Origin of the sequence: Marinobacter lipolyticus SM19 (genome assembly GCF_000397065.2) — a bacterium.
Classification (GTDB): Bacteria; Pseudomonadota; Gammaproteobacteria; order Pseudomonadales; family Oleiphilaceae; genus Marinobacter; species Marinobacter lipolyticus.
In genome coordinates, this window is the sequence record NZ_KE007325.1 from 372,622 (window position 1) to 394,356 (window position 21,735).

General features: G+C 57.3%; 20 protein-coding genes. 12 read left to right on the forward strand and 8 right to left on the reverse strand.

Annotated elements, in window-relative coordinates; genetic code table 11:
* Nucleotides 1–231: 231 nt before the first annotated feature.
* The gene (locus MARLIPOL_RS11120) at nt 232–1,416 is read left to right on the forward strand and encodes a sensor domain-containing diguanylate cyclase (RefSeq protein WP_012138209.1); all 1,185 of its coding nucleotides are present in this window, start codon (nt 232–234) and stop codon (nt 1,414–1,416) included.
* A gap of 381 nt (nt 1,417–1,797) precedes the next feature.
* Nucleotides 1,798–3,084, forward strand: a complete 1,287-nt coding sequence (locus MARLIPOL_RS11125; protein ID WP_012138210.1) for a serine hydrolase domain-containing protein — start codon at nt 1,798–1,800, stop codon at nt 3,082–3,084.
* A gap of 6 nt (nt 3,085–3,090) precedes the next feature.
* On the opposite strand, the gene MARLIPOL_RS11130 is transcribed toward MARLIPOL_RS11125, so the two are convergent.
* Nucleotides 3,091–3,435 (reverse strand): hypothetical protein, encoded by a 345-nt coding sequence (locus tag MARLIPOL_RS11130; protein ID WP_012138211.1) that lies wholly within the window; start codon nt 3,433–3,435, stop codon nt 3,091–3,093.
* A 202-nt stretch (nt 3,436–3,637) separates the two neighbouring features.
* Here MARLIPOL_RS11130 and MARLIPOL_RS11135 point away from each other — a divergent pair, with 202 nt between their 5' ends.
* Entirely contained in the window at nt 3,638–3,892 is a 255-nt protein-coding gene (locus MARLIPOL_RS11135; protein ID WP_012138212.1) for a hypothetical protein, read from the forward strand.
* On the opposite strand, the gene MARLIPOL_RS11140 is transcribed toward MARLIPOL_RS11135, so the two are convergent.
* Complete coding sequence (locus MARLIPOL_RS11140; protein WP_012138213.1) at nt 3,886–4,887, reverse strand: hypothetical protein; 1,002 nt, start codon at nt 4,885–4,887, stop codon at nt 3,886–3,888. The two genes, MARLIPOL_RS11135 and MARLIPOL_RS11140, sit on opposite strands and share 7 nt — an antisense overlap.
* A 135-nt stretch (nt 4,888–5,022) precedes the next feature.
* On the opposite strand from MARLIPOL_RS11140, the gene MARLIPOL_RS11145 reads away from it, so the two are divergent.
* From MARLIPOL_RS11145 to MARLIPOL_RS11155, 3 genes are read left to right on the forward strand one after another with little or no spacing between them, the layout of a single operon-like run.
* Entirely contained in the window at nt 5,023–8,532 is a 3,510-nt protein-coding gene (locus MARLIPOL_RS11145; RefSeq protein WP_012138214.1) for a response regulator, read from the forward strand.
* 40 nt (nt 8,533–8,572) lie between these two features.
* Nucleotides 8,573–9,118, forward strand: a complete 546-nt coding sequence (locus MARLIPOL_RS11150) for a hypothetical protein (protein WP_036191460.1) — start codon at nt 8,573–8,575, stop codon at nt 9,116–9,118.
* Between the two features lie 30 nt (nt 9,119–9,148).
* Entirely contained in the window at nt 9,149–9,562 is a 414-nt protein-coding gene (locus MARLIPOL_RS11155) for a response regulator (RefSeq protein WP_012138216.1), read from the forward strand.
* Nucleotides 9,563–9,588: 26 nt separating this feature from the next.
* Here the strand turns inward: MARLIPOL_RS11155 and MARLIPOL_RS11160 are convergent, their stop codons facing one another.
* Nucleotides 9,589–9,861 (reverse strand): hypothetical protein, encoded by a 273-nt coding sequence (locus MARLIPOL_RS11160; protein WP_012138217.1) that lies wholly within the window; start codon nt 9,859–9,861, stop codon nt 9,589–9,591.
* 763 nt (nt 9,862–10,624) lie between these two features.
* Nucleotides 10,625–11,176: a 3'-5' exonuclease gene (locus tag MARLIPOL_RS11165; protein WP_012138219.1), complete on the reverse strand. Its 552-nt coding sequence runs from the start codon at nt 11,174–11,176 to the stop codon at nt 10,625–10,627.
* A 159-nt stretch (nt 11,177–11,335) separates the two neighbouring features.
* On the opposite strand from MARLIPOL_RS11165, the gene queC reads away from it, so the two are divergent.
* Nucleotides 11,336–12,001 (forward strand): 7-cyano-7-deazaguanine synthase QueC, encoded by a 666-nt coding sequence (gene queC / locus MARLIPOL_RS11170; protein ID WP_012138220.1) that lies wholly within the window; start codon nt 11,336–11,338, stop codon nt 11,999–12,001.
* A complete protein-coding gene (queE, locus tag MARLIPOL_RS11175; protein ID WP_012138221.1) occupies nt 12,001–12,657 on the forward strand; it encodes a 7-carboxy-7-deazaguanine synthase in 657 nt (218 codons plus the stop codon). Before queC ends, queE begins: the two co-directional genes overlap by 1 nt.
* Nucleotides 12,658–12,674: 17 nt before the next feature.
* On the opposite strand, the gene MARLIPOL_RS11180 is transcribed toward queE, so the two are convergent.
* The 4 genes from MARLIPOL_RS11180 to MARLIPOL_RS11195 all read right to left on the reverse strand — a co-directional run bounded on the left by MARLIPOL_RS11180 (nt 12,675) and on the right by MARLIPOL_RS11195 (nt 17,543).
* Nucleotides 12,675–13,742: an AraC family transcriptional regulator gene (locus MARLIPOL_RS11180; protein ID WP_012138222.1), complete on the reverse strand. Its 1,068-nt coding sequence runs from the start codon at nt 13,740–13,742 to the stop codon at nt 12,675–12,677.
* Between the two features lie 122 nt (nt 13,743–13,864).
* Nucleotides 13,865–14,752, reverse strand: a complete 888-nt coding sequence (locus tag MARLIPOL_RS11185; RefSeq protein WP_012138223.1) for an alpha/beta fold hydrolase — start codon at nt 14,750–14,752, stop codon at nt 13,865–13,867.
* A gap of 109 nt (nt 14,753–14,861) precedes the next feature.
* Nucleotides 14,862–16,628 carry an ExeM/NucH family extracellular endonuclease gene (locus MARLIPOL_RS11190; protein ID WP_012138224.1) on the reverse strand — a complete coding sequence of 589 codons (1,767 nt, stop codon included), beginning with the start codon at nt 16,626–16,628 and terminating at the stop codon, nt 14,862–14,864.
* Nucleotides 16,629–16,637: 9 nt separating this feature from the next.
* The gene (locus MARLIPOL_RS11195; protein WP_012138225.1) at nt 16,638–17,543 is read right to left on the reverse strand and encodes a helix-turn-helix transcriptional regulator; all 906 of its coding nucleotides are present in this window, start codon (nt 17,541–17,543) and stop codon (nt 16,638–16,640) included.
* Nucleotides 17,544–17,826: 283 nt separating this feature from the next.
* Between MARLIPOL_RS11195 and MARLIPOL_RS11200 the strand changes: the two genes are divergently transcribed.
* From MARLIPOL_RS11200 to MARLIPOL_RS11215, 4 genes are all read left to right on the forward strand, one after another.
* Nucleotides 17,827–19,116, forward strand: a complete 1,290-nt coding sequence (locus MARLIPOL_RS11200; protein WP_012138226.1) for an MFS transporter — start codon at nt 17,827–17,829, stop codon at nt 19,114–19,116.
* A gap of 151 nt (nt 19,117–19,267) precedes the next feature.
* Nucleotides 19,268–19,693: a MarR family transcriptional regulator gene (locus tag MARLIPOL_RS11205; RefSeq protein ID WP_012138227.1), complete on the forward strand. Its 426-nt coding sequence runs from the start codon at nt 19,268–19,270 to the stop codon at nt 19,691–19,693.
* 33 nt (nt 19,694–19,726) lie between these two features.
* Entirely contained in the window at nt 19,727–21,118 is a 1,392-nt protein-coding gene (locus MARLIPOL_RS11210) for a DHA2 family efflux MFS transporter permease subunit (RefSeq protein ID WP_036191469.1), read from the forward strand.
* 23 nt (nt 21,119–21,141) lie between these two features.
* Complete coding sequence (locus tag MARLIPOL_RS11215) at nt 21,142–21,711, forward strand: TMEM165/GDT1 family protein (protein ID WP_012138230.1); 570 nt, start codon at nt 21,142–21,144, stop codon at nt 21,709–21,711.
* The last annotated feature ends 24 nt before the right edge of the window (nt 21,712–21,735 follow it).

The following is a 21,735-nucleotide window of genomic DNA, read 5'->3' on the forward strand; positions in this document are numbered from 1 at the left end:
ACCTACTATCTATAGCTAACAACTGTAGGTGAGTTTGTATGGGAATGCACAGGCATTTTCCGCAGGCGATTTTCTCCTGGCGATCGGTGTTGTTCCATGGCCTGGAGGTGATGGCGCCATAACAGCGTTCGACGAACTGGCCGAATATGACTATTTTCAAAAGGTATCAGGCTATCGGTCGGGTCAAGGGAAGTGCTCGCCAATTACAACGGACTACCAGGATGGCAACTCATGAGGGATCTCAAGAAACGGCATACGCCACTGCAGCGATCAGTCGTAATTGTGGTGATATACCTCTGTGCGGGTTGGCTATGGATTACCTTTTCAGACGCCGTTGCAGAAGCCTGGATTTCAGACACCCGGATGCTTAGCCGTGTTCAGACCTGGAAGGGGCTCTTGTTTGTGCTGGTAACGGGGGGTGTGTTGTTTGCCGTATTGCTGGCGCAATTCCGGAAAGACTGCAATCTGATCAAGCTGCAACAGGATCAGCGCGAAGCGTTACGTCAGCAAGAACGGCAACTGGCGGTGTTGATGGGCAACCTGCCGGGTATGGCCTACCGCTGTCGGTTTGACGAACACTGGACCGTGCTCTTTGCCTCCGAGGGCTGTCAGGTTCTGACCGGATATGCACCGGACGAACTGGTGGACAATCGGGTCGCCAGCTACGCCAGCCTGATTGATCCCGAATCCACCGACGAAGTGAGCCGTGCAGTGGAAGCTTCAGTGGCCAAGGACGAACCTTTTTCCATCGAATATGCGCTCAGACGCAAGGATGGTCAGACAATCTGGGTCTGGGAGCGTGGCCGCTGCATTGATGATGATGGAGATCTGGTGCTTGAAGGTATCGTCCTCGACATCTCCGATCGCAAGGCGCTTGAAGAAGAATTGTCTGAGCTGGCAACTAACGATCCGCTGACTGGACTGAATAACCGTCGCGAAATGACCCACTTGCTGGAAGAGGAGGTCGCCCGTGCCACCCGCTATGGCCGGGAAGTGGCCTTTTTATGGATTGATTTCGATCACTTCAAAGAGATCAACGACAGCTTCGGTCATGCGGCCGGTGATGCCGTATTGAGGAATGTTAGCCACCTTCTTGTTGATGGTATACGCACTGTGGATTCCGTGGGGCGTTTTGGCGGTGAGGAATTCGTGATCCTGTTGCCGGAAATGGGTGTAGAAGAGGCCCGAGAGGCTGCGGAGCGTCTGCGCCAAAGGGTCCATGAGACCCCGATACCTCTGGATACCGGTGAAACCGTCCCGTTAACCATCAGCATTGGTATCGCGGTGTTTCCACAACATGGCAGGAGTCCGGAAGCGTTATGTGCGGCTGCCGACAAAGCAATGTACCGGGCCAAGCAGTTCGGTCGTAATTGCGTGGTTATGGCGTCGGCACCGGCTGAGGCGCAGAACTCCTGACCGTTGCGGTGGACAGAGTGACATTCTGGCTACCGGCCCTCCGGCCAATGCTCCGGCTGGGATCAGCGTTGATCATGAAACTAAGGAGCCTCTGAACAACTCCTGAATCGCCTCTGCGCGATCTGAAGGCTGTAGATGCAAGGCGCAGCTCGCCGCCAATGGCCGTAGTCCTTGGCAAGAGTTGCAACACCGCAGATGCAGCCTTCAGAGCGCGCCCTTCGGGGCTTTCAGAGCAATTCACACTCCGCGTTGCGACTTTTTGCAAGGTCCAGACATTACTGCAAAGTCGCGCCTTGATTGTGAATCGCTCTGAAAGCCAGAGGCGATCCAGGAGTTATTCAGAGGCTCCCTAAAACAGCAACCTGAACCCAAGGCGTACTGATGAATCGAATTGCCCGTCGTGCACTGCATACCTGCCAGGTGCCCAAGGACCTGGCCGCGATTACCTACCGGGATACCAATGGGGAAAATCCGGACGCTGTCGGCGTGGATTCCCAGCTAGTGGAGGACATCTGGGCGAGCGCAGAGCGATTGTACCGAACCGGCGTTCACCCCGGTCTCCAGTTGTCGGTGCGCCACCGTGGTGAGCAGATATTGCACCGTGCTATCGGGCATGCTTCCGGGAACGGCCCTCATGATCCGGCTGGCGCCGTCAAGGTGCCAATGACCACAGACACACCTATCTGCTATTTCTCGGCCTCCAAAGCGGTGACGGCGTTGTTAATGCATATGCTTTCGGAGCAGGGATTGGTGAACCTGATGGATCCGGTCTCCTATTATTGCCCGGAGTTTGCCGCCAATGGTAAGCGAACCATCACCGTGCACCAGATACTCTCCCATCGCGGCGGGATACCTGCTATTCCCAGAGAAACCCCCATCGATGCACTGTGGGACCGGGACGAAATCTGGAGGATTCTGTGCGATGCCAAACCGGTGGAAGTCGATGGATCAAAAGTGGCCTATCATGCCATTACCGGTGGGTTTGTGTTGCAGCGCGTGCTGGAAAAAGTCACTGGCGACACGATTGAGAATTTCCTGGACCGCCACTTGCGCCAGCCCATGGGCATGCGCTGGTTCACTTACGGAATTTCAGCGGATAAAGTCAACGAACTGGCCACCAACTATGCAACTGGCCCGACGCCGAGGTTTCCTGTGTCCTGGATTGTGAGCAGGGCTCTGGGCGGCGACATTCAGACCATTGAGCAGGCCGTCAATGATCCCCGCTTCCAGGAGGCGGTGATTCCGGCCGGGAATCTCTGTGGCACCGCCGAGGAAATGGGGCGTTTCTTCCAGATGATGTTGAATGGAGGCGTCTGGAACGGAAAGCGCATTTGCAGCGAGATGACGATTCGCCGTTCCATCCAGCAGTTCGGCTCCCTGCAGATTGATCGCACCATGATGATTCCCATGCGGTTCAGCGCCGGTATGATGCTGGGCGGCAACCCGTTTGGATTGTGGGGACAGCAAAGCCGTTACGCGTTTGGTCACATTGGTCTGATTAACAAACTGTGCTGGGCCGATGCGGGGCGGGATATTTCTGTCAGCCTCTTGAACACAGGCATCCCCATTGTCGGCCACCACCTGCCCGCGCTGGCGAAATTTGTCTATACCGTGTGTGACCGTTTTCCGTTGATTCCCGAAGACCAGCGGCCACTGATCGCGGCCTGAGACGGTTCAGAGCGTGCGTAACTGCTCTTCCAGTATCCCCAGCACTGACGACAGGATGTCGCGGAAGTCGGTCAGTGTCTGGGTTCGCTGGATTACGTCTTCCCGGTACTCATCCAGTCTTTCGAGCTTGGGCACTACCCGGCGTATGCCTTCGGTGATGACTTCGTACGGATAATGGTGGTCCATAACGCTGAGCTTGTTGATCTCCGCCACTTCCTGGCTGAATATGCTGATGATGTCATACAGCATGTCCTTGTGCTGGATGTTGCTGGCTTCCCAGTACGCGTCGTCCAGAAGTTCAAGTAACGAGAGATATTCCCTGAGGGTGTCGGCAACGGAAGTCTGGCTCATGGAGGGCGCTCGTCCGGTTGGTGAGTTTCTTTATCGTTCCCCGGAACTATAGCAGGAGAATGCCTGTCTGTTTCGAAGGTAGGCCATCATGTGTCTGCAGGAAATATGAAACTAAATTCATTGTTATTGAGTTTTGTCTGACAGTTGTGCAAACTTCTGGTGTGCGTTACGGAAAACCACCACTCAATGGAAGAGATGCGTGATGGACAACAATCTTCACTCTCCGCAGGATCGGGATGATGCGCGTGTGGTCAAGCTGGACCACCATGATAGCGTCCGCTCCCATGTGCGGGAGCAAGTCAGGTCCGAGGTAGAGCGCCTCGAACATCGTATTGAAACGCTACGTCTGGTCAGGGCGCCCCATGCGGCGATCATGATTTCTGCTTATGAGCGGATGCTGGACCGCAAGAAAGGCTTTCTGAAGAACTGGGGGCTGCGGGACGGTAACGGTTACTGACGGCGTGCGATGGCGATGCTGCTATAGCTTGCGGCTTCCTCGCCATTTTGCTGGTTACCACAATGGGCCGGGTTGGCCGCGCGGTCCCCATTGTCGTCCACTGCTGGCGGCTCGTCCTTTGATGTGAATACCTGAACCCGCTGATCGTTATAACTCAATACCACCCGGATGCAGTCTGGCTCCTCACCGTTTATGACAATGCCGCTGGCACTGGTGAGTGTCATAGTGTCCCGTTGGGTACCAATGAATTCCTGCAGCAGTTCCACATTGCCACGAGTGCGGCCGGTCAGGCTTGCGGCGGCAAATTCAGGCTGATTAAATCCGCTGGTTCCGAAGGAATCCGCGTTGTAGCGCCCGCTCCAAGAAGCACTGGCCAGCTCTGCCGGACCTTCGTCGTCTGCGGCGGGTTGTCTGGCGACATACTGAGTTGCCCGGAAAACCTTGCCCAGGTTCGGGTTGCTGGTCCAGTCGAGCATGGGGAATATCCAGGTACGGTCCGCGTCTGACACGTTGCTGTCACTGTTCTTTTCGGTAAAGCGGATCAGTGCGTCATTGGCCGGGGTGTTGTAACTCGCGGCTTCGTCCTTGTTGATGCTGTCCCGCATAAGCTGTCGGCCTTCATTGAAGTTGTCGACTGCCCCGGAGCGAATTACTTCGTTGATCAGGTCCAGCGGATTTCGCACACTGGTGTAGTCGGTACCCTCTTCGTTGGGGGTGGCGCCAAGGAACGGATTCAAATGCTCACGCAGGGCCTGAGCAATGCCGGAATCATCTCCGTCAGTGACAGGTTCGATGCCGCGGTAGAAATCCCGGAACGCGGTGTATTGCAAGACCGGCTCCAGCCCCTCGGTGTCCCGGAGGCGAAAGGTCGTCAGGGGCAGATCCACGTCCGACGCCGGATTCAGGTAGCCATCGTCACTGGAGCTGTCAGGACCACACCCTGACAAACCCAGCGTTATCATGGCCGTCGCGGCGAAAAAGCAGGTATGTCTCATTTATGTCGGCCCCTGGATGCGAAGAACGTAATTAAGCGCTAAAGTGACTGTCTGCGGAGCAGGGAATGCCCTGCCCCAATCCGACTGCTGACAATAAACCATAAAACAGGTATCTACCCTCGCGGAGATCACATTTTGCAGCAACGGCAATGCCTGATCCGTCGTTTGATCACAGTGATCCCGGTCCTGCTGGTGCTGTGTTTCTCCTCCATCGCAACCGCCAGTGAGCAGTGCCAGGACGGTGACATTGTACTCGCCAGCGGCACCACCAGCGTTCGGGATCTTGGTAACTGTGTCTGGTTTCTGGAGGATCCGGACCATAGCCTCGGTTTCAACGATGTTGTTGATGAAGCCGCCCACCCTTTTACCCGCCACGAAGGCGGCGTGCTTAATTTTGGCTATACAGAGTCCGCGTACTGGACCAGGTTCGACCTGCATGCAAGAGCAGGCGCTGCCGACTCGGACTGGATCCTGGAGTTGGCATTACCTTTGGTGGATGAGGTGGTGCTCTACGTTGTGCAGGACGGTAAGGTGGTTGAACAGCGTCGTGCCGGCTATGAAGGGGACTGGTCCTCCCGGGATCTGGCTGTCCCCAACCCGACCTTCAGGCTGTCGCTGAAGGCAGGTGTGCCTACCCGGATCTACCTGCGAATCACCAATACCAATACGTTTCGCTTACCTATTTCGCTCTGGCATCCGGACAGCTACATCGAGAAAGTCTCGGTAGAGGAAGTGGTGCGCGGTATCCTGCTTGGCAGTATTCTCGCCATCCTGGCTTACAACCTGTTCGTCGCTGTGTCGGTCCGGGAACGGAGCAACATCTATTACGTTCTCTATCTGATCTCGGCCACGGTGTTCATCGCTACCGAACAGGTCCATGGTACCCAACTGTTTGACGAGCGACCGGCGTTCCTGAACAAGGAGTACCTGCATTATCTGATTCTGATGACCTGGTTCTGGGGCCTGTTGATGGCGCGGTCGTTGCTGGAAACCCGGGAGCGTTCGGCGGATCTGGATCAGGTGATACGGCTGTGCCTGTGTTCGGTTGTTGTCACGTTCGTCTTGTCACTGTTCCTGCCATACCACGTTGCCATGGAATGGATCGTTCTGGCATCCGTTGTGCTCAGTAGTCTGATGATTCTGATCAGTTACCTGTCCTGGCGGTACTACAACCCGGCCGCCCGTTCCTATTTTTTCGCCTGGACCGCCGCGCTACTGGGTATTGGTATCTATGCCCTGACGGTGACGGGCTATATGCCTGTGAATATGTTTACTTTGTACGCCCCTCAGATTGGCCTGACGGCACAGATTATCCTGTTCTCGTTTGCACTGGCGGATCGAATCAAGCAGGTCCAGGGGGAGGCGTTGGGCTGGAGTGAGCGGGCCTTGTCAAACCTGCGTCGATACCAATCCCTGTTCGATAATGCGATCGAGGGCTTGTTCCAGATGTCGCTGGATCGGCGGTTCGTGACCGCGAATCCGGCCATGGCGACACTGTTGGGCTACAACAGCAGTCGGGAGTTGCTCGACGATAATCCGGACGTTCTGGATACCTGTTTCGCAGATGCCCGGGTTCGCCGGCGGGTTGTGGAGCAACTGGAAGCCCGGGGGACGGTGAAGGGCATTGAAGCACGTTATTACACCCGCGCTGGCGACGAGCGCTGGGCCACAATCTCCCTGCACACGGTATACGATAACAATGGCCTGCCGGCGCATCTGGAGGGCACCTGTATCGATGCCACCGAACGCCATCAACGCCAGCGCATTGAACGGGAAAGGGAGCAAGAACGGCTGGACAAGGAGTTGGCCCGCAACTCTGCGGAAGCCAAGAGTCAGTTCCTTGCCAATATGAGCCATGAAATCCGCACGCCGCTGGCGGCGATCATCGGTTATGGTGAAACCCTGCTGGACGCGGATCTGCCCGAGAAGGAAAAACAAAGCAGTGCCGAAACCGTTGTGCGTAGCGGTCGCCACCTGCTGGATCTGGTCAACGATATACTCGATCACTCGAAGATTGATGCCAACAAACTGGACGTGGATATCGTGTCCGTCAATCTGCCGGAACTGCTGGAAGAGATTCGCGCCTTTTTCGCGCCCCGGGCCACGGAAAAAGGATTGGATTTCCAGATTAACTGTGAGTTCCCGTTGCCGGAAACCATTCGTACCGATCCCACGAGATTTCGCCAGATTATTATCAATCTGTGTGGAAATGCGCTGAAATTCACCGAAAAAGGCTCTATCTCCCTGCTGGTTCGTTGCGATCAACAGCGGGAGCGGCTGGTCGTCCGGGTGGTGGACTCGGGTATTGGCATGAAACCCGAGCAACTGGACCGCTTGTTTGACCCCTTTGCCCAGGGCAGTGCCGCTATTGCACGTCAGTATGGTGGCACCGGGTTGGGGTTGAGCATCTCAAGGCGATTGGCAGAGCTGCTCGGGGGCGACATTACCGTCAACAGCACCTACGGAGAGGGGAGTCAGTTCGAAGTATCGATTGCCACCGGGTCTCTGGATGATACCCACTTCCTGCGCGCCTATTCGGAACTCAGCGAACGGCGTCGTAGTTTGGCCGGGGTCGAGGCGCCACGGTTGGCTGGACGTATCCTGTGTGCAGAAGACAACGACGTCAATCGCCGATTGGTGTCCCTGCTGGTCAGCCGCACCGGGGCAGACATCGTGCATGTCAACAACGGCGCGGAAGCGCTGGAAATGGCGATCCGGGAGCCCTTTGATGTCATTCTCATGGACATCCAGATGCCTGTCATGAATGGCCGTGATGCGACCGCAGCCTTACGGGAAGCCGGGATTAACACGCCGGTTATTGCGCTGACGGCGAATGTTATGGTGGAAGATATTGCAGACTACCTGGCTGCAGGTTGTAACGAGTATCTTGCCAAGCCGATTGACAAGCAACGTTTCTATGAGGTGTTGGCACGTTACCTGGAGACACAGTCAAGCCAGTATCAGGGGAAGGTACTCGTTGCTGAGCACAGTGATGACAACCGTCGGCTGGTCGAACGCATGCTGCGTCGTCTGGGGCTGGAGGTCATTACTGTCACCTGTGGTGACGAAGCGGTACGTGTGGCCCTTTCAGAGTCTGTCCGACTGGTGCTGATGGACCTTCATATGCCGGGACTGGATGGGGTGGACGCTACCCGGCTGTTGCGGCAAACCGGGTTTCGGCGACCGATTGTTGCGTTTACCGCCGGTGATCAGCAGGACATTGAGGCTCTGCGGGACGCTGGCTGTGATGACGCACTGAACAAGCCCATCGACATGGATCAGTTGCTGGCGTTACTGGACCGAATTCTGGGTAGCCGCGGAGAAGAGGGTGAAAACTCGCCGGAAACCGGCGAAGATAGAGGTATTGATGAGTTGGTTGTCCAGTTCCTTTCCGGATTGAAGGAGCGCCAGCAGCGGATGGCAGTTGCCCTGGAGAAAATGGATGCTGGCAACCTCAAGGTGGAAGCTCATCAGATCAAGGGCACGGCGGGAGCGATGGGCTACCCGATGATGACGACCCAGGCAGGGGTTTTGGACGCTTGTCTGAACAGCACGGAGCCGGACTGGGAGCGTATTCGTAGCGAACTGGCCAGGCTGGATGAGATGATTGACAGTGCCCTGTTGGACCGGAAAGTGCGAACGTGATAACGATTGGGCGAGATTCACCAAAACGGAAAACCGGATGATGAGTGACACGCAACAACGAAGTGAACAACACTCCCTGAGCATGATGTACGGCACCTACGCGGATATCCTGTTTGTCCTGTTTCCGTTTCTGGTCATCACCATGCAGCGACTGTGGGATGGTGAACTGAAAGATATCCTGATGCGTCCGGATCTGAGCATTGCGGCTGCAATTCTCGCGGGACTGGCGATCGGGAAATTTGTTCTGGGTCTGGTCAGCAACCGGGACCTTGGGCGCTTCAAGGAGCGCATCGTGTTTTTTATTGCATTGACCCTGTTTGTGGTGCTCGGACCCGCAATAATCCTGATGCTGAGCATTGTTGGTGACAGTGAGGTGCCGGCATTTGTCGCGTTTGTGCAGCCGGTGCTGCTGATCATTGCGATTTCCCTCTACACCACGGCTGTCAGTATCAGCAACATACTGATCCGGGATGAGCCCGATGACGTTGAGGCAGTTCGAGTGGATGGCAACCATGGTGCGGCCGGCGGGTCGTCTGGTCATGAACCATTGGCTATTCCGCGCCGTTCTGGCGGTGACTCGATCTGAATCGCTCCCGGGAATGTTAGGAGAAAACTGATGAATAAGCTCAGAGTGTTGGTAGTTGAAGACGAGCCCGTCATGCGGGAGCGGTTGGTACAGATGCTGTTCAAGGCTGGTGCCACTGCGGTTGAGTCTGTGTGGGATGTGGCGAGTGCACGGGCGGCCTTTGATGCCGCTGAGTTTCAGATCGTTATGTTGGACCTGGGTTTGCCGGATGGCAACGGCCATGATTTGATGAAGGAGTTCAAGGGGTTGAAGGAAAGTCAGCATGTCGTGCTGGTAACCGCTGATGACTCCATTGACAGCATCCAGAAGGCCATCAGTGCCGGGGCCAACGGGTATGTGGTCAAGCCTTACTCTCAGGAAAAGATACACGACGTGGTGAATAATTACGCCATGGTTCACAGCGGTGACCTGGCAATGATGCAGGGCCTGGGCCGTCAGCACTGACCGGCCCGGGGCCCTGAGTCGGTGGATCACGCCACCTGGCGGGCAATCCAGGAATTGTAACGGGTTGCCAGTGCCCTCACGTATCGGGCTTCCGCGCCATCCAGGTTGCCCAGGACGCCATTGAAGATCCAGCCTCGCTCGTAGAGTCCAAGCACCCGCTGTTCGTCATCCAGGTTGACGCGTTGATTCAGTTTCTTGCAGATGGCATCCAGCAGCGGCAGCTTCTCGGGACGCTTGATCGCGCCCTGGCGGGGGCCGGCTGGCTGGTTTGCTGCACGTGTTGTCGGATGTCTTCTCATGATGTTCTCCTTGTCGTTTTGCGGCTGCAAAAACAAAAACCCCGGAGCCTTGGCGCAACCGGGGTCTGGCGGAGAGATTGGCCCGGTCGCTCGAAAGGCTCCCGGGACTGACCGAAAGCCTTTAGCTGTCTTTCACCATAGCGCGAACACACTGGCCGGCGTGACAGCTCGTGCCCGTGTAAGCAATGGAATGTCGGATGGTGTGTTGCATGGTTTCTCGCTCTTTTCCGGCGGTGCACTGGGCACTCGTCAACCGGGTATTAACGGTTTCGGTACAGAGATCAGTGTATAGCCTGCCGGCGGGTTTGCAAGAGGCAAAGTGCTTCGGCAAACCCTTACAGACGGCTTTTTGGAAACGCCCCATAATTCGTCCCGTCACGTGTTTTACGTTGTGCAATCCTTGGTGTCGGCCATCTTATTACTGTGGTACACCATTTGGATCTCTCCTTTCGACGCAGCCCCTCGGGCTGCGTTTTTTTTTGAATAGTGGTTAATCCGTAGCCACTAGTTCGTCCAGAACTTTCCCTCTGATTTATCGATAATACGCTTGCTAACCAATTACTCATCTCAACGGATATTCAGAGGTTGAAACCTAAGTAAATGCCTGACAAATCAGGATCTGCCAGAGAAAAGTTCCGTTCACACGTTGTTGTGGAAATGTTCCTTGTCGCCGCGCTTGTTGTGTATCTGATCTTGGCTAAAGGACGGATTGTGGGGGATGACCTCACATTTACCGTGGTAGGAGCGGGTCTTATGGCCCTGGTTACCTACTGGACCCTGAACACCCTGCGTGATGGTCTGGAAGTAATTGCGGTTCGCCGCTATCCAGATTGATCAGCTCCCAGGTCCTGTGGAGGATCAGGGCATCATTGGCGGCTCGGTGAACCGGTAGTCCCAGCTGGTTGATGACCTCCTGGCGAAGCATGGACCAGCGCCTGACCTGCGCCGAGTTCAGCAACATGGATATGGATTCCAGTTGAAAAGATGGCTGGACTCCGGCGACCCGGAACAAGCGATGCAGCCAGAAGCTGTCGAACGTCCAGGCGTCGCAGAAGACCTGATCAGGGAGCAGTTCGTTGAGGCCGTTTGCCACTTCAGCGACCGGAACGCCCTCTGTCTGCAGAGTCTCCCGATCAATCCCGTGTATCCGCTCGGCACTTTCCGACCAGTCCTGCCACAGTACATGGGGACGAATCAGCCAGCTGTGCAGTTGCCCATCAGGCAGGCAGATACCCACTTCAATCGGGTAGCTGGCAATAAGGTCGAGGCTGGATGCCTCGAAATCGATAAATGCTGGCCTGGTCTCGGAGTTCATTTTCTCTGATTTTTTTATTGATGTGCTTTGATTTGAGTTTACCCGCCCCGTTGTTCAGACGCGAACCCATCGTGTCATTCCACTGTTACAATATGCTCATCGAATGTAAAACCCCGATGACAGCCAAGCGGTTGTTGGGGATATCACTGGGAAGCACTGATGTCTGAAACTGTTGTTGTGATTTACTCCGGAGGTATGGACTCGTTCACTTTGTTGCACCTGGCCCGCGCCCGCGGTCACCAGGTCCATGCCCTGTCCTTCGATTACGGCCAGCGCCACGTCCGCGAGCTGGAGTACGCGCGTAACGTCTGCGAGGAGGCCGGTATTCCCCACAAGGTGATTGATATTAGCGCCCTGGGAGCGGTCATGGCGGGGTCGGCGCTCACCGCCGATGTAGACGTTCCGGAGGGGCATTACGAAGAAGATTCCATGAAGGCGACGGTGGTGCCCAATCGCAACATGATCCTGCTTTCCCTGGCTACCGGATATGCCGTTACCGCCGGGGCCGGTGCGGTCTGGTATGGGGCCCATGGTGGAGATCACGCCATCTACCCCGATTGTCGCCCGGAGTTCGTGGAGAAAATGGACGCAGTATGCCGGGTGGCCAATTACGAACCGGTGGCTATTGAGGCCCCGTTCATGGCCATGGATAAATCTGCGATTCTGGCGGAAGGGCTGAAGCTGAATCTCGACTATAGCCAGACCTGGACCTGCTATAACGGTCGGGACAGGGCGTGTGGCCGCTGTGGTTCCTGCGTGGAACGTCGTGAAGCCTTTGCCACCCATGGTCTGGTTGACCCGCTGCCATACGAGGACGCTGACTGATGTACAGAGTCAAGGAAGCGTTTTATACCTTGCAGGGGGAAGGTGCTCAGGCCGGGCGTGCGGCTGTGTTTTGCCGGTTCAGCAAGTGTAACTTGTGGACCGGCCGGGAGAAGGACCGCGCAGGATCTGTCTGTGATTTTTGCGATACGGACTTCGTCGGGACCGATGGTCAGAATGGCGGGACGTTCGCTACTGCGGCCGCGTTAGCCAGCCATATTCGCAGCCTGTGGCCAGATGCGCCCGGACGGCCCTATGTCGTGTGCACCGGGGGTGAGCCATTGTTGCAACTGGACACCGACCTAATTGCGGCGTTCCATGATCAGGGTTTTGAAATCGGTGTGGAAACCAACGGTACCTTGCCGGCGCCTGAGGGCATTGATTGGCTGTGTGTCAGCCCGAAAGCCGATGCGCCTGTGGTCATTGAGCGGTGTGATGAACTGAAACTGGTATACCCTCAGCCAAAGGCCATGCCCGAACGGTTTGGGCACATTCAGGCGCAGCATTATTTTCTGTCGCCCATGGCCTCCCCATCTGCGCCGGAAACCGGTGTCGATCCGTTAAAGCAAAGCAACACCCGCAAGGCAACCGAGTATTGTCTGGCTCATCCCCAGTGGCGGCTGACATTGCAGATGCACAAGATTGTCGGCATCGACTGACGCCGACGGTTGCTGATTCAGGCCGTGGCTCTCATGGATGAGGCCTGGGGTTTGATCGGTTGCAGGGCCTGGCTGCGATAGTGGCTCGGGCTGGTGCCCGTCCAGCGTTTGAATGCTCGGGTGAAGTTGGCGGCATCGGCATAGCCCAGTACATCGGCAATCTGGCTAAGGTTCATGCCGGTGTTCTTCAGCAGCTCCCCCGCCCGCTCCAGGCGAACATGATCCACGAGGTTCTGGAAACTGGCGTTCTCTTCCTGCAAGCGTCGTTTCAGAGTGCGTTCAGAAACGAACAGAGTGGCTGCTACCCTGGCCAGCTTGGGCGGGAATGGGTGACTGGTTTCAATCACACGCCGTACCCGGCAGGCAAATCCGGCATCCTCTGTCAGTTGCTTCAGCGCTTCTTCACATTTGGCACGGGAAGATGCGGAAAGCTGGGCATCACTGAAACGCACTGGAAGTTTCAGATTGGCGCGGGGGATGAGTAAGGCATCCTCCCGGGATTCGTAACGCACCGGAACCTGGATGTGCTGGCGAAAGCGATGGAAATAGCCCGGTTCCGGTCCGCGGCGGAGTATGGCAGCGCCGGGTACTGGTGAGCCGGTCAGTTGTGTGCCCATGGACACGCAGCCGAACAGCATGGCATCCATAATGAAACCTTGCAGAGGTCCGAGGTCCATGCTGCAGGATACGTTAAACAGGACGTTGTCACCTTCCTCGCGGCGAGACACCTCCAGGTGGGGCGCGCGCAGGGTCAGATAACGGGTCATCAGTTCCAGGGCTTCGTCCAGCGAACGACTGCTCATGACGGCAGTGCCGAGGGCGCCGTGCAAGGGCAACTTCAACTCCCTGGCCAGCATGATGCCCAGGCCGGGTTCGCCACTTTCAATGATGGCCCGGGTAACAAATTCACTGGCCTGGGCCTGGCTGACTCGCAGGTCCGTGGACTTCAGGCGGGCCGGGTCGAGACCGACACGCAGCAGGAGGGCCCTTTCATCAACACCTATGGTGTTGAGGAGCTCTGCCAACAGGTGCAGGTATATGGCCGGCATGCCCAGATCCTGAACAGTCGATACTGAGGCGCGCATGGTTTTTCCTCGTTTTATGCTGTTTTTGTTATGTAAGGGGACGACATTTAGACCCGATTATGACCGCTACCCTGGCCCAGCCCCATGACTTCAGTGACGGGTCAAGAGGCCATACAGGCCAATCAGTGTTGGTGGCGGTGAACGAAATCGGCCAGCGTGGCTGCCGAGCGCCCGGGGTTTTCCAGCATTGGAAGGTGCCCAACGCCTCGGAACATGTGGATTTCGGCGTCCGGCGTGACGGTGCGAAACCAATCCACGCAACAGGTGGGGGTGATGACATCGCGATCGCCCCACTGGACCTGCAGCGGTGGTGTGTCCGTGCCCAGGTAACGGGCCGGTGCCAGCGCATCGGCCAGCATATCGTCGAATATATGTCGCAGCGCATCACTGCGTTGCAGCAGGTCCGGGCCCAGCAGGCCGGTCATTGCGAGACCCATGGCCGTTGGCTTGCCATTACCGACGCTGTTGAACATGCGATAGACACCGGACCAATCCCTGGGGATCAGTATGTCGTCCCGGTCGGATTCGAACGGCGCATCGATATCCACGTCGGCGTGTTCCGGTATGCCGGCACTGTTGAGCAGTGTCACGGAGCGGGGTGCGGGTTCCATGCGGTGAGCGAGAATAGCGGCAATGGCTCCGCCCATGGAGCTGCCGGCGATGTGAATATTGTCGGAGGGAAAGCTCGACAGCCAGTCGCGCAGTCTTAATGCCTGGGCTTCGTAACGGTAGCTGGCATCGGAGCGATAGTCGCTCTCACCCAGGCCGGGAAGGTCAGGCGCCAATATGTGCCAGTCCCGGGGTAGTTTCTGCAACCAGAATGCCCAGTTCTCTTTCATCGCGGCGAAACCGTGGATCAGCAGCACCGTGGGTTTGTCGGGCGCTGGCGTTCCGCGCTCCAGATAGACCATGCGGTGGCCATCAATCATGACTTCCTTTCGTTTTGCCTGAAGCATCCAGCGTTGGCTGGTGCGTGCGAGGGGCCAGAGATTCGGGGCAGGTACTTTCATTGTTGTATTCCGATGTCATGGGATAAAGCCAGTGTACCGTTATGACAAGGATGGACGATGGCCTTGCCGCCAGATACTGGCGGCAGCCGAGCAATTGTGGAGCAGGGGCTCAGAGAGCGAGATCGGTGATCACCGGGTTGTGATCGGAAGAGCGCCAGGGAGAGGTTTCGGGGACTTGTACGGAACCCTGGTAACCCAGAGCCCCTGGTTCATCGGCATTGGCTGGCCAGTTCCACGCGCCGGTGACTCTTGGTGTCAGGGTTTCCGAGGCCAGTGCGTAATCCAGACTACCGTGGCGGCCCTTATAACGATAAGTGGCCTGTTTGCAGCCTGTGGTGTCACAGGGGTGGAAGTGGTGCACCATGCTGGTGTAGCCCGCGTTCCGAAAGATTGTCAGCGGCTCTTCCCGGGTGTAGCTGTTCAGGTCTCCGGTAATGAGTGTGCCGACCAGGCCGCGGGTGCCGGGCAATTCCTCTGCCCATTGCACCAGTGCCCGGGCTGCGTTGGTCCGACGCTGGTTATAACAACCCTGACCATCGCCCTGGTCACGTTCGGGGCCGCTGGCTCCGTGGCAGGCCTTTGATTTCAGGTGAGAAACAATAATACGCACACTGGCCGCCTGGCCCAGTGGCCGAAAGATCTGGGCCAGCGGGCGGCGCCCCAGCCTGTGATATGGACCGGCACTCAGTCTGTCTGCCCGACCCAACAGTTCCACGCGGTCTGAACGATAAAGTAAACCGGTCTGAATGGCGTCATTGCCCGAGGCATCCCTGGAAACCACGTAGCGCCAGTCGGGGCCCAGAGCCCGTGCCAGTGTTGCTATGGCGCTGTTTTCATCATGCCCGTCGTTTTCCAGTTCGGCGACCGCAACGATATCCGGATCGGGGGCGGTCAGCGTTGCCGCCAGGCGGTGGCTCTGCCGTGCGAACTGTTCGGGTGTCTCGGCGCCGCGTGGCGTGGGGAATCCGCCGTTGTGACCATCACCGTTAAAGTAGTTTTCCAGGTTCAGGGTCACCACTCTCAGGGTGGTTTCCTTTGCCCTTTCAGGGGCCTGCGGTCGGAGGTTGTCCGAGTGGAAGCGGGGCCGGGTAATCGGTTGGAGACGCCAGCCGCCAAAACGGTAATCGAGAACGCCGTCCAGTTGGCTGACGGTATCACCGGCACGAACGGTATTATTCGCCGTCAGGGCCGGAGTCGGCCAGGGGGGTGGATCTGGATGCCGAATACCGTGGTTGTCGTCCAGTAATAGCCGGTGTAACCGCTGGCGTTCGTGCAGCTGGGCCGCTTCGGGACCGGGAGGCAGGCTCTCCGTCGGAATGCTCTGTGGCGTGCTGGCCAGGGTCAGCTCACCGTAGCGGGCGAGGTTGTAATTGTCGATGACAGTGAGCGGCGCCACCACGGCAATGCGCATGTTTTCCAGGTGTTCCGGGGCGTGATCGCCGGGCCAGGGCAGACGAATGGTAATGGGGGCCGGCAGCGTGGCTTTGCCACAGTCTTCCAGCAGCTGAATGTTGGTCAGCTCCGTCAGGCCATGGAATTCCTTGACCCTGCCGCTTACCCGTACCCGATGGCCGACCTGGCCGGTTGTTCGGTTGGTGTAGACAAACAGGGCTTCGGACGTGGTCGGGTCGTCATCTGTTTCCGTATCGGCCTGTTGCAGGTAAAAGCCCTTGAAGCCGCCCTGTTGACGGGAATCCAGGGTGATGATGCCCTCAACAGAAATCTGCTGGCCCTTCAGGGGAGATTGGGCCAGCCGTCCCTGGACCTGAGAGATGGCGGTTGCAGGGGTACCACAGCTATCTGCAGCTGCTGCGGCAGGCAGCCATAGCATCAGGGTGGTTAACAGGGCGGTCAGGCAAGCGGTATGAGAGGTCACCCGCCGATTCTAGCAAAGCCCCGCCACCGCTTTCACGGTTTTTTGCTGGTGTAGGGTGCCCCGGCCCACCTGTTCCGCGTTGGCCAGCTCCAGTTGCTGGACCAGGGGGTCCGGGTGGGGCGTGTCCACCGCTACCCCCAGCCGTGACAGTACATAGGGAGCCAGGGCCGCACGGGTGGTCAGTTCCAGGCGGTGATTGGTCATGCCGTAGTCAGTGGCAATGATATCCTGGCGCTCCTTGCTCAGGCGGCTGTCCGGCGTCAGTACCAGAGTCAGTTCGCGATTCCATTCGTCATCCTGGTGAACCGTGCGGCGAGACCGCAGGCGTACCGCTTCCGGCTCGCCCCGGAATCGGCTCAGGGCAAAATCACTGAATTCCCCGGTGGTTTCGCACCAGGCTCGCAGGTGCCAGTTATGGCCAACGCAGACCAGAGTGTGAGGCTCCAGGGTACGCTGACTGATGCCGGGTTGCGCCAGGGAGGCGTAGCCGGCTCTTAGCTGACGCCCGTGCCGGGTTGCCGTGACAACGGCCCGCATGACATCCGGTTGAACCACCCGATGGGGGCCTTGTACAACTGTACTGTCCGGAAGGCTGATGTTCAGTGTCTCAAAGGTATCACTCAGGTGTTCCTGGCGGGCCAACAGATCCAGGTACTCACTGGCGTGGCCAAGAGTGACGACCGGGCTGAAGTTTTCGGCCGGTACATAGCCTTTCAGGTGTCGGTCATAGACCAGGTTGTCGGGAGCGAGCTCCCGCAAATAGGTGTTAATATCCTTGGAGGCCTGCTGCCGCCCAATGCCAAAGCTGTGACAGATGTGGTTGGTTGTCAGCCGTCCTTCCCACAAGGCAATAATTTCAATCAGGCGGTAGCGAAGCAGCAGATCCCACCGGATGGGCCAGTCCGTTTTTTTCATAACAGGCGCTCACGGGTTTAGTGAATAGCTCGGACAATATTACCCGCTCAAAGCAGGCAGTTCTGTTACGTCACCTTAATGTAAAACAATGTCAAAGGCAGCCATGCTGCGTGTTCGGAGGGTATGGTTGGCCATAATGCCAGACTGTGGAACGATTGCGGGAAATGCTTAGTAGCCACAAAGAATGCGTGCTGGTCTAATTCGCACCGGCAAAAAACGGCCCTTGCTGCTATGTTTTGTCACATCCCATGACCCTTCGCCAGCATTGTCCGGAGCTAGCCTGATGACCCGTATGGTCACGTCCCTCTCTGCGTTGATACTCAGTATTATCCTGCTGGTCAGCGGCAACGCGTTTTTGATGACCTTGCTGGGCATCCGGCTGAGTATTGAATCGGTGGCGCCGAACGTTATTGGCTGGGTCCTGGTCTGCTATTCCATCGGTTTTGTGCTTGGCACCCTCTATGTCCAGAGGGTCATTGCCCGTGTCGGCCACATTCGGACTTTTGCCGTGTTCGCCGCTGTGGCTGCAGTGGCATCATTGATGTATCCCATGGCCATTTCCATGATTTTCTGGGCGATCCTGCGGGTATTGTCAGGGTTCAGCATGGCGGGTGTACTGGTGGTGATCGAGAGCTGGTTCAGCAGTCGTGCCACCAATGCCAACCGGGGGGCCCTGTTTGCGGTTTACCAGTTTGTTTTTTACCTGTCTGCCGCCGGTGGCCAGCTGGTGGTGAACATCGGTGATCCGGCGAACTTCATGCCGTTCTCGCTGGCGGCGGTGTTGCTCGTGCTGGCGCTGGTCCCTCTTTCCCTGACCACAATGGAGGCGCCGGTCATTGAGCAGGTTGAACGAATGTCGTTTTTCAAACTTGCGCGGGAATCCTTCAGTGGTGTTGCCGGGGCCCTGATCTGTGGCGTGCTGATCGGCTCGTTCTATGCGCTTGGCCCGGTATACGCGACCCTGGTGGGGCTGGATGTCGCCCGGACGTCCACCTTTATGGCCAGCGCGATCATTGCGGCAATGCTGCTGGCGTGGCCTCTTGGTCGTGTGTGTGACCGCTTTGACCGGCGTCGGGTGATGTGCTGGGTAGCGTTGACCGCCGCAACGTCAGCGGTTCTGGTTGGTGTGCTGGGGGTGGACAAGTTGTGGTTGCTGACGATACTGGTAGGTCTGTTTACCGGTTTGTCGGCCATGGTATATCCGATTGCGGTGGCGATCACCAATGACCGGATGGACAGTCATCGCATTGTGGCTGCCAGTGCGACCCTATTGCTCAGCTACGGCATTGGTAGCGTGATCGGGCCGATTGTCATGGCGGAGCTTGTCAGCGTGTTGGGGCCGAGGGGGTTGTTCCTCGGCAACGCCGGGTTCCTGGTGTTGCTGGCGGTGGTAACCAGTTACCGGATCAGCCATACCGACGATGTGCCTGTGGAGCAACAGGAGCATTTCGTACCGGCAATGCCGGAAACGTCTGTCGTGCTGACCGAAATAGATCCCCGCAACGAGGAGTTCCACGAGTCGCCCGAGGTCGTGGAGATGCAGGAAGAAGAGCAGCTTCGTCAGACCGGCTGAGTTTGCAAGTACCTGTCCTGGCGGGCCTTCCGGGTCCGCCTTTCGGTTTTCCCCAATACTGTTTCGGTATCCACATCTGTTTTCATTTCAATGGTTAGCTTACTATTGTTAGCATTCCATGATTATTAAGCCCCAACCGGAGTCCCCGACCATGAGAGATCAGTTTCCCTTTGCCGTTGCCCGGGTTACCCGTCGCTGGCGTAAGTTGCTGGATGAGCGCCTGAAAGATCTGGGAGTGACTCAGGCTCGCTGGACCACCATGGTCTACCTCAGGGAAGGCGGCGAAGGTTTGACCCAGCGTGAACTGGCCAGCCTGATGGCCATTGAAAACCCGACCCTGGTTCGCTTGCTGGACAGCCTTGAGCAGCAGGGCCTCATTGAACGCCGGCCCTGTCCCAATGATCGCCGTGCCCGGCGCCTGCACCTGACCGATAACGGTCGCGCCTTTATGGAAGATCTGACCGTGCGTGCCGCGAAGCTGCGGGAAGAAATGCTGGAGGGGATTCCCGACAAGGAAATCGAGTGCGCGATCAAAGTATTCCACAAGATCATGGAAAACGCAGAAAAGCAGAAGTAGAAAACACCGACCCTGTTCTGAGGAGTGTTGGCTCTGGGTGATAATACGGTAGAGGAGCTGAAGGCCCGGTATGGTGAGCGCTGGCGCTGGCTGGCGGTGTTCACGGTAATGCTTGGTACCATGGCGACGGTACTGAGTGCCACGGTGGTCAACGTGGCGCTGCACGATATCATGCTGGAGTTCGGTATTCGCCAGGGTCAGGTCCACTGGTTGGCAACCGGCTTCATTGCCGCCATGACCACTACCATGCTGACTTCCAGCTGGCTGCTTGATCACTTCGGTCTCCGCAAGACCCTGGCAACCGCCATGGCCCTGTTCAGCCTGATTTCTCTGGCAGGCGGATTTGCTTCATCGCCGGAACAATTGATCGCCGCCCGTATTGGCCAGGGTGCCATGGCCGGATTGATGCAGCCCATGGGGATGTATCTGGTGTTCCGTATTTTTCCTCAGGAGCGTCGTGGCCAGGCGATGGGAATTTACGGCATGGGCGTCATCCTGGCACCTGCGCTGGGCCCGGTTCTGGGTGGTTTTCTGGTGGATCAGCTGGACTGGCGCTATGTGATGTTTGCACCTGCGCCGGTGACCCTGCTGGGCGTGTTCATGGCCTGGCGCTTTCTGCCGCTGCCGGTGTCGCGGCCTGCTCCCTATCGTTTTGACTTACCCGGATTGTTATTGCTTGGCTCCACCATTGCGGTGTCCCTGGACGCGCTGAATCGGCTGCAAAGTGCGGCCGAAAGTCGCTATTGGCTAATGCTTGAAGGCCTGGTGGCTGTGACGACTTTGTCACTTTTCGTTTGGCGTGAACGCAGGACCAGCCATCCGCTGCTGAATCTCCGTCTTCTGCGCCAGCCGGTATTCCTCTACGCCAATCTTGGCGCGCTCGCTCTAGGGCTGGCGTTGTTTGGTTCCACCTATCTGGTGCCGCTGTTCGTACAAACTGCCCTGAATTTCTCGGCCACCGAGGCGGGGCTACTGATGCTGCCGGCGGGCATTGCCCTGGGCATGACGTTTCCGCTGGCGGGGCGTCTGGCGGATAAACACAGCGCCCGCGCTCTGGTCGTCTTCGGTATGGCGCTGTTTGCGACATCAGCGGTATTGTTCGCGCTGTCAGATCTGGATCTCGCGTTTGGCTGGCTGGCTTTGTGGACCATTCTCGGGCGGGTTGGCCTGGGTTTCATGTTGCCTGCGTTGTCGACTGGTGCCCTGAATCCGCTTGAGGCTCATGAATTGGGGGCGGGCTCCAGTACCATTAACTTTACCCGGCAACTTGGCGGTGCCTATGGTGTGAACATCGTCGCCCTGACCATTGAGTTCGGGGACCACGCCGGGGGTATCCCCACCATCGGAGCCTTTCATTCGGCCTGGTGGCTGGTGGCAGTGTTCGTCGCGGTGGCCGCCGTACCGGTATGGCGAATGCGAGCGTAAATTCAATTTGATCGGAACTTTTCATGGACGCATTTCTATCTTCGACCCTCGCCGTTGCCATCGCCGAAATTGGTGACAAGACCCAGCTGCTTTCTCTTTTCCTGGTGGCCCGCTACGCTCAGCGATTACCCATTATTCTTGGTATTTTTGTCGCCACGGTTCTGAATCATGCGCTTTCGGCCATGCTGGGAGCCTGGGTCGCCGAATGGATACCAGAGACTTGGCTGCCCTGGATTCTGGCCGTAAGCTTTGTCGCCATTGCTCTGTGGTTGCTGATTCCGGACAAGGATGACAGCGACGATTCGAAGTTCCTTGGCATGGGGGCTTTCATGGCCACCACTGTGATGTTCTTTATTGCCGAGATTGGCGACAAGACCCAGGTGGCAACCGTGGTGCTGGCGGCGCGATTCACAGAAACCGTCTGGGTTATTATCGGTACAACCGTCGGGATGCTGTTGGCGAACATTCCGGTTATTATGGCGGGGAAATGGTTAATGGATCGTCTGCCGTTGGCAACGGCCCGTATTGGTGCCAGTGTTCTGTTTGTTGTCCTGGCGATTGCAACGGTCTGGGCGACTCTGGCTTCGGCCTGAGTGTCCGATCAAGCGGATTTCTTT

Bases quoted from the DNA above. Each gene is read 5' to 3' on its own strand.
- queE (WP_012138221.1), top strand. From the start codon at position 12,001: ATGTACAGAGTCAAGGAAGCGTTTTATACCTTGCAGGGGGAAGGTGCT.
- MARLIPOL_RS11140 (WP_012138213.1), bottom strand. From the start codon at position 4,887: ATGAGACATACCTGCTTTTTCGCCGCGACGGCCATGATAACGCTGGGT.
- MARLIPOL_RS11135 (WP_012138212.1), top strand. From the start codon at position 3,638: ATGGACAACAATCTTCACTCTCCGCAGGATCGGGATGATGCGCGTGTG.
- MARLIPOL_RS11160 (WP_012138217.1), bottom strand. From the start codon at position 9,861: ATGAGAAGACATCCGACAACACGTGCAGCAAACCAGCCAGCCGGCCCC.
- queC (WP_012138220.1), top strand. From the start codon at position 11,336: ATGTCTGAAACTGTTGTTGTGATTTACTCCGGAGGTATGGACTCGTTC.
- MARLIPOL_RS11215 (WP_012138230.1), top strand. From the start codon at position 21,142: ATGGACGCATTTCTATCTTCGACCCTCGCCGTTGCCATCGCCGAAATT.
- MARLIPOL_RS11155 (WP_012138216.1), top strand. From the start codon at position 9,149: ATGAATAAGCTCAGAGTGTTGGTAGTTGAAGACGAGCCCGTCATGCGG.
- MARLIPOL_RS11200 (WP_012138226.1), top strand. From the start codon at position 17,827: ATGACCCGTATGGTCACGTCCCTCTCTGCGTTGATACTCAGTATTATC.
- MARLIPOL_RS11150 (WP_036191460.1), top strand. From the start codon at position 8,573: ATGAGTGACACGCAACAACGAAGTGAACAACACTCCCTGAGCATGATG.
- MARLIPOL_RS11205 (WP_012138227.1), top strand. From the start codon at position 19,268: ATGAGAGATCAGTTTCCCTTTGCCGTTGCCCGGGTTACCCGTCGCTGG.
- MARLIPOL_RS11165 (WP_012138219.1), bottom strand. From the start codon at position 11,176: ATGAACTCCGAGACCAGGCCAGCATTTATCGATTTCGAGGCATCCAGC.
- MARLIPOL_RS11185 (WP_012138223.1), bottom strand. From the start codon at position 14,752: ATGAAAGTACCTGCCCCGAATCTCTGGCCCCTCGCACGCACCAGCCAA.
- MARLIPOL_RS11125 (WP_012138210.1), top strand. From the start codon at position 1,798: ATGAATCGAATTGCCCGTCGTGCACTGCATACCTGCCAGGTGCCCAAG.
- MARLIPOL_RS11180 (WP_012138222.1), bottom strand. From the start codon at position 13,742: ATGCGCGCCTCAGTATCGACTGTTCAGGATCTGGGCATGCCGGCCATA.
- MARLIPOL_RS11130 (WP_012138211.1), bottom strand. From the start codon at position 3,435: ATGAGCCAGACTTCCGTTGCCGACACCCTCAGGGAATATCTCTCGTTA.
- MARLIPOL_RS11195 (WP_012138225.1), bottom strand. From the start codon at position 17,543: ATGAAAAAAACGGACTGGCCCATCCGGTGGGATCTGCTGCTTCGCTAC.
- MARLIPOL_RS11120 (WP_012138209.1), top strand. From the start codon at position 232: ATGAGGGATCTCAAGAAACGGCATACGCCACTGCAGCGATCAGTCGTA.